Below are 6,483 nucleotides of genomic sequence, written 5' to 3' on the forward strand. Positions count from 1 at the left end.
CGTCGGTTCCGCTAGGGTATACCTTAAAAAGAACTATAGTTCACAGTCAAAATTTTTCGTATGGTCTATGATGTAGTGCCTATAATCTCTACGTTTAGAGTTAGGATTGTTTGTCTGCTCTGCCCATATAGCTCGTTGATTTCTATTAAAGTCACTTAATAAATAGGCCGCTGATGAATCAATAATGAATCGGTTGTTGGGTTTGTCAAAACGTGCTAAATAAGTATAAGTAGTATTAATACCTGATGATCCTTTTTCGGCAACATCATTATCTATGTTATAAACCATACAATTCGTTAATGACTCTTCTACAGGCATTTCAAGCAGATAATAAATAGTATTATTATACCTAACAGCGTTACTTCCTAAATTAAATTCTGGAATTTTATCTGTCTTTTTTAACCCTTCTTTAGTCAGCACATACATATTTTTATGAGGATACATCTTCTCGTTGGTACTAGCATTCAACATATAATATTCAGAACTCAGTAAATCTTGAGGAGCACTTTCGATTATGGAGTAATACTCTTGATAGATATCATGAGTAATAAGATAGTATTTATCTCCCTCTATGTTTATAGCCCAATCCTCCTCATTGCCACTGATTCGTTCAACTTTCTCTTTATGAATTTTCAAAAAATAGTTACTACTGGTTTCACATTTAGGCAGCAAGGTTGCTAAGAATATTAGGATAATTATTATAGACAGCACTTTTAAAGTCTTTACACTTGTCACTATTTAGATACTCCGCCTTGCCTTGATTTTGACAACATCAGCTGCTCAGAAAGTACACCGTGAAGTACACTATAATTATCTAAAAAATCAAACTCTTGATACCATTAGTCTACAGCCGCATATTCAAGTCCTCACTAGGGGACCGAACTGATTCAATCAGTTCGGCAGTTATGAAATCATTAAGTTAGTTGAGTGCGCTATACAGACAGCGAACTGTAAGCTATATTCTCAATAATTATGGCAGGTTCTGTAAAAAAATGGACATTGAAATGAAGGCTAACATACGAACGTATCTTTGGGGTCACGAATCCTTTACTAATACATTAAAGAATGATTTTGTTTGGGACGTTGATAAATATTGGGATCTGGAAATCTTTTTACTAGATATTATTAAAGACATTGAAAATAAGGAAACTGTAGACAAGACGGTGATGGCAGATGTTTATTATTTAGGAAGATCAATTGAAACAGCATTTTCTTCAACTCTAAACCCATATGATGGTTGGAGTGTAGAAAATATAGATATAGAAGAGTTAACAGAATATTACGATAGGTTTACTCATATTATGAGAATTTTCTGGGGAAAAATCCCTTTACGTGATAATGACTATTTACTGAAAGAAAACCCCTTGTTTAAAGGGCTTTAAATATATTTAACTGTAATGCTTTATTAAAAACCTTCACACTGTAAATATTTCAGTGAGTCAAAGCGCCGATGACATTAGCACACAGCTGAATATTCAAATCCTCACTAGATAGCAGCCATTATTCCAATAACAGACGTTATGACAAACGACGTTGGAAGTCATTTTTCACTGGTTCATACCTTATAATCAAAGTCTGTGGTCAATTAATTTCGTACAATTTAGAATGATAGACGAGAGAATGCTAATTATATAGCCGATGCTTTACTCCTAAGCTCCTTCACTAAGTCTACCATCAACTCCTTATCCGTCTGTCTGCTCAAAAAATCCAGCAAATTATCAGCCGTATATTCTTTTAAACCCTCTACTGAATCATTCTCTAACGCATCTACAAGAAAAGCACCCAGTAGTATTTTTTGCCGTGTCAGTTTCTTATTTAACTTCTGTTTCTCCCTATTTATCTTAAGCTCAAGCTCATTAATCTTCTGCTGTTCTTTTAAATCATTACCACCAAGTAAGCTCATAAACCTTCCTTAAATTATCGATTTTTTCATCTATCTAACTATAGCAATTTCGCCAATACCTAACAACAGTTTATGATATAGTTATTTGACGGATGGTTTAGTCCCACTGACTAAGTGCGAGTTTTCGACTTTACAAATGTTTATCCCTATCGGTCAACCATTTATAAAATCAAAACATCGGCAGGGGCAAGCCCCCACACCCCCAAAAACAGAAAGAGCTCTTTTTACTAATTAAGGAGTATCAAAATTGGAATACACACGCACAAAGAATAAAAATCGACTACTTGTAAATCCAAAAAGATGGGGCGTTAGTGAGAATACTTATGGAGCAGCACCTAAATATTACTATGATGTAGTGTATTCATGTTTGGATTGCCGAAAGGAAGTTATATGGTCTGCGGAAGAACAGAAATATTGGTATGAAGAACTAGGTAAAAATACAAAATCAAAGGCTGTACGTTGTCAAATCTGTCGTTGTCATATTCAGGCAATTAAAGAAGAGCAAAAAAGACACATGGCGCAGTTAGCAAATCGAGTAAAAGACAAATAATAATATTTATTAAAACCAAAACCCCGAGCTTATAGAAATGGCTATTTTTATCGCATCGACCAAATCAATATCTCGCAGTAATGGACAAAGTGCCGTTGCTTCTGCGAGCTATCGCGCTGGTGTTGAGCTTGACGATAAGCGATACGGTAAGACGCATGATTACTCTAAACGATCAGGCGTTATGAGTGCCGATATCATTTTACCGACAGCATTGGCTTCTGCTTATACTGATATTTCACGCAGCGATTTATGGAATAAGGCAGAGGCTGCCGAGAAGCGTAAAGATGCGCGTGTGGCTCGCGAATGGCTGGTTAATCTGCCGCATGAGTTAAGCGAGCAAGACCGAAAATCCATCGCGCACCAGTTCGCCCAAACGCTTGCGGATCGTTACGGTACGATTGCCGATTGCGCCATTCACAAGCCTACACAAAGAGAGATTGAGCGAGGGGCTGATCCTAGAAACTTCCACGCCCATATCATGTTTACCACGCGTACCGCTAAGCTTGACGATAATAATGAGATTGTACTGACCGATAAGGCGACCATTGAGCTGTCCGATAATAAGCGGCGTGAGCTTGGCATGGAGCGCGTCAATGTTGAAATCAAAGAAGTACGGCAACTGTGGGAGCAGATCGCTAATGAGAAACTGGCCGAGTATGACCATGAGCTGATTGATTCGCGCAGCTATGCCGATCAAGGCAAAGATATTGAGCCGCAAATCAAGATGGGTAGCGTTGCAACCAAGCTAGAGCGTGACAAATACGAGAGTGAGCGAGAAAAAGCAGAACAAGCAAACAAGAAAGGTGAGGTTTACGAGATAGACGAAACACCGGCCACAATCAGAGGTAAGATTAACCTGATGACCAATGAGCGCAACCGTCTAGTACGGACACGCGAACTTGCCGATCTGCGTGAAAGTAAGTTATTTATCGTCCCAGCAGCGCCTACGCCTGAATATAAACCCAGTAACGTGAGCAATGACGAGCTAGAGCAAGCTGAATCAGTGGTTGAGCGCGTCAAACAGGTGCGTATTCAGCGCCAGGTTGCAATCGATGCCGCTGAGGCGCTTGAAAAAGAGCGTATTGCTCAGCAACAGCGTGACATGGCCGACCAAAAGGAGCGTGAGCGCCTATTAGCGCAAAAAGAAGCGCGTCAGGAAAAGCTTGAGCAGCACCGCGTCCAAATAGCAGCGCAAGAAGCCGACTTTAAGGCGCAACACGACCATATCTCGCATCAAGGTCTATCAAGTCAGCACAGGCTTCTAAAAATCATCGACCAAAAAAGCGACTTTGGCCAACACCTGAACACCCTCCTGCATCTTGATCAGCAAATGAGCGCATGGCAACGCTACCGCAGTGAGCCGAGTACCACTGACCACCAAAAACAGCTTATAGACCTTGAACAACATGAAATTGGCAGCCTCATCACCAGCCACAGCAAGCAGCTGCTTGAGCACATCAAGTCCATAAGCGACCTATCGACAAGAAAAGCACACACCAAAGCCTTAGAGGGCGTCTTTGATGACATCAAAGATCGACAACAAAGCGCCCTTAGCCCCGAACACCAGCGCCAAATGCGAACGGTATCTACTGAAATCACCGGTTATAGCCGTGATATCAACCGCAGCCGAGGCATGAGTCCTGGCTTTTAAGCTCACAAGCAATACTAAACGACACTGACGGTCGCATAGAATCACCTCAGATGCTTCTCAGGCATCCCACAGCGCCATTTTGATGCTAGGGTACCAATAACGTATAAACCACCCTAAAAACGCCTACAGCGCCATTTAGAGGCCAAATAGCATCATAACTAGCGACTAGGAACGATCCATGCCACAAAATGACCTCTCTATCCAACTAGAAGACCTATTGCTTGCACTTGAGACCTACACCAAAAAAATAGATAAGCAGCTGATTGACAGCTCAAACTTACATCATGCGCACTACAAACAAGCGCAAGATATTGCTAATTGGGCAAAGGCACTGACTTCACTGTTAAAAACCTATCAAAACAAAGAAGCCTTACTGCAAACTGAATTTGTTGAAGCCATTAACAAAGAGATTGCAACCGTCTTTAAAACCAATGAAGACAACTATCACAAGCGTATTGATGAAGGCTTCACTAAGCACATCACTGATGCGAGTGATACGTTCTTAAAAACAACAAAGCTGCTTAATAGAGATTTAGGGAAAATACAGACCTCTGTTACCAGTGTTGCTAGTAACCTTGACGATACTAAAGACAAGATAGCTGAGCTAAATGTAGATGCCTCCAAGCAGATGCTGGATAACGTTAAGCGAGAGTTTGGCCGTCAATTAATACTAACTTTGGTCGTTATGGTTGTTGTGGTATTAGCATTAGCCTCTGGAGCAGCTTGGCTGTTTATTCCTAGCAAAAGCGAGATAGCAAAACGTCAAGATGATTATCAATATCTGGAAAAGGCTGGTGTGGCTCATAACATTGTCAAAATAAGTGGACAAGATGGTCACTATGCGAGGATTGATCCCAAAGACTGTTTTGAAGATGAGAAGAGTTCGTTCTATAGCCAATCAAAGCTATGCAAATTTAAGTAATTTACTTCCTGAATTCACTATTAAAAATAGCCCTTTGTTTTTTATGCTTATCCACAACCAAAAATGCTTTTAATGCTTTTAAATGCTTTTAAATGCTTTTAAGTTAGCTACAGACCTTACAGATAAAGGTCTACAGAGAGGCTATGACGACAAATTCCTACCTATATGACGACAAATTCCTACCTATATGACGACAAATTCCTACCCATATGACGACAAATTCCTACCCATATGACGACAGATAATAATTTGACTATAAAGCGTCTTGATAGTACCATGTCGTTATATATTTTTAATGGTATTAACTATGAAAAATAATAAAACCGAATTGGTAGTAAAATCAAATCGACTTAATACAGCGATTCAGAATTTATCACTTGCTGAAATTAGACTGATACAGTTAGCTATTATTGATAGTAGAGAGCAAAACAAGGGTATTAGCTCTGATACCCCATTAAGAATAAACGCCATGAGATATGCTGAAGTTTTTGAGGTTTCTAAGCAAACTGCTTATGAGGCACTTATAGATGCAGAAGCTAACTTGTTTGAGCGTCGCTTCACCTTTATGGACGAACGTGATCTTAAAGTGAAATCACGTTGGATCAGTCAAGCTACATATATTGATGGTGAGGGAGCGATAGAGGTAATATTTACCCCTGCTGTTGTTAACGAAATCACGCGTATTCACGGAATTGAGCAGTTCTTTACAAAATATACTCTAGAACAAACGGCACAACTAAAGAGCCTATATGCTGTAAGACTTTATGAGCTTCTAATACAATGGCGCGAAGCTCGAAAAACTCAGTTATTTGAATTAGAGACTTTCAGAGAGCAGCTTGGTCTAGGAGTTAATGACTACAAACGCATGAGTGATTTCAAACGTCGTGTTTTAGAGTCGTCTATAAAAGAAATTAACGAAAAGACAGATATAAAAGTTAGTTATACCCAAGAAAAAAAAGGTACGACGATAGTAGGCTTCAAATTTGTAGTTCGTGAGAAATCAAAACCCAAGACTGGACAGGTAGCTGAGTCTCGTGATGTTAATAACGGTGATCTGTTCACGATTGATGGACTATCTGACAAGCAGTTGTGGCGTATCAGTCGGCATAAAGAGTTTATAAGTACATATAGCGGTCTTGCTAAAGGCGACGCTGGTAAGAACTGGACAGCGTATAGTGATTTTATAGTTGGTGAGATCAAAAAAGATCCCTCCAAATTCAGCAAGAAACGCCCTATACGCGAATATTTAGATGGAAATGAAGCAGACTATGACTTCTCAAGATAGCGAGAAAAACTGACCACCTAGAACAGTCTGTTATAAGCGGTTCTCTTATAGTGGTCTGTTTTAGGTAGTCTGTTAATAGGTTTTTGTGGCTTTTACGTCGGTTCCGCTAGGGTATACCTTAAAAAGAACTATAGTTCACAGTCAAAATTTTTCGTATGGTCTATGATGTAGT

General features: G+C 39.6%; 7 protein-coding genes. 5 read left to right on the plus strand and 2 right to left on the minus strand.

The genetic code is table 11. The features are described 5' to 3' along the window. Positions 1-33: 33 nt before the first annotated feature. Positions 34-735 (minus strand): hypothetical protein, encoded by a 702-nt coding sequence (locus JMX48_RS13710; RefSeq protein WP_201538729.1) that lies wholly within the window; start codon positions 733-735, stop codon positions 34-36. 257 nt (positions 736-992) lie between these two features. On the opposite strand from JMX48_RS13710, the gene JMX48_RS13715 reads away from it, so the two are divergent. Further along, entirely contained in the window at positions 993-1,382 is a 390-nt protein-coding gene (locus tag JMX48_RS13715; RefSeq protein WP_201538731.1) for a hypothetical protein, read from the plus strand. A gap of 245 nt (positions 1,383-1,627) precedes the next feature. Here JMX48_RS13715 and JMX48_RS13720 read toward each other — a convergent pair whose 3' ends face one another. Continuing rightward, positions 1,628-1,903 (minus strand): mobilization protein MobS, encoded by a 276-nt coding sequence (locus JMX48_RS13720; protein ID WP_201538733.1) that lies wholly within the window; start codon positions 1,901-1,903, stop codon positions 1,628-1,630. Between the two features lie 247 nt (positions 1,904-2,150). Between JMX48_RS13720 and JMX48_RS13725 the strand changes: the two genes are divergently transcribed. The 4 genes from JMX48_RS13725 (at position 2,151) to repM (ending at position 6,311) form a co-directional block, all read left to right on the plus strand. Beyond that, positions 2,151-2,453 (plus strand): zinc-ribbon domain containing protein, encoded by a 303-nt coding sequence (locus JMX48_RS13725; protein ID WP_201538735.1) that lies wholly within the window; start codon positions 2,151-2,153, stop codon positions 2,451-2,453. A gap of 37 nt (positions 2,454-2,490) precedes the next feature. Continuing rightward, positions 2,491-4,104: a MobA/MobL family protein gene (locus tag JMX48_RS13730; protein ID WP_201538737.1), complete on the plus strand. Its 1,614-nt coding sequence runs from the start codon at positions 2,491-2,493 to the stop codon at positions 4,102-4,104. Between the two features lie 178 nt (positions 4,105-4,282). Next, positions 4,283-5,026 carry a hypothetical protein gene (locus JMX48_RS13735; protein ID WP_201538739.1) on the plus strand — a complete coding sequence of 248 codons (744 nt, stop codon included), beginning with the start codon at positions 4,283-4,285 and terminating at the stop codon, positions 5,024-5,026. Between the two features lie 307 nt (positions 5,027-5,333). Further along, on the plus strand, positions 5,334-6,311 hold the full coding sequence (gene repM / locus JMX48_RS13740; RefSeq protein WP_201538741.1) for a replication initiation protein RepM: 978 nt from the start codon (positions 5,334-5,336) through the stop codon (positions 6,309-6,311). Positions 6,312-6,483 lie beyond the last annotated feature (172 nt).

This window comes from Psychrobacter immobilis (assembly GCF_904846225.1).
GTDB lineage: Bacteria > Pseudomonadota > Gammaproteobacteria > Pseudomonadales > Moraxellaceae > Psychrobacter > Psychrobacter immobilis_F.

What these genes read in the sequence shown, in the direction of transcription:
- JMX48_RS13715 (WP_201538731.1), top strand. Translation starts at nt 993, where the DNA reads ATGGACATTGAAATGAAGGCTAACATACGAACGTATCTTTGGGGTCAC.
- JMX48_RS13720 (WP_201538733.1), bottom strand. Translation starts at nt 1,903, where the DNA reads ATGAGCTTACTTGGTGGTAATGATTTAAAAGAACAGCAGAAGATTAAT.
- JMX48_RS13730 (WP_201538737.1), top strand. Translation starts at nt 2,491, where the DNA reads ATGGCTATTTTTATCGCATCGACCAAATCAATATCTCGCAGTAATGGA.
- JMX48_RS13735 (WP_201538739.1), top strand. Translation starts at nt 4,283, where the DNA reads ATGCCACAAAATGACCTCTCTATCCAACTAGAAGACCTATTGCTTGCA.
- repM (WP_201538741.1), top strand. Translation starts at nt 5,334, where the DNA reads ATGAAAAATAATAAAACCGAATTGGTAGTAAAATCAAATCGACTTAAT.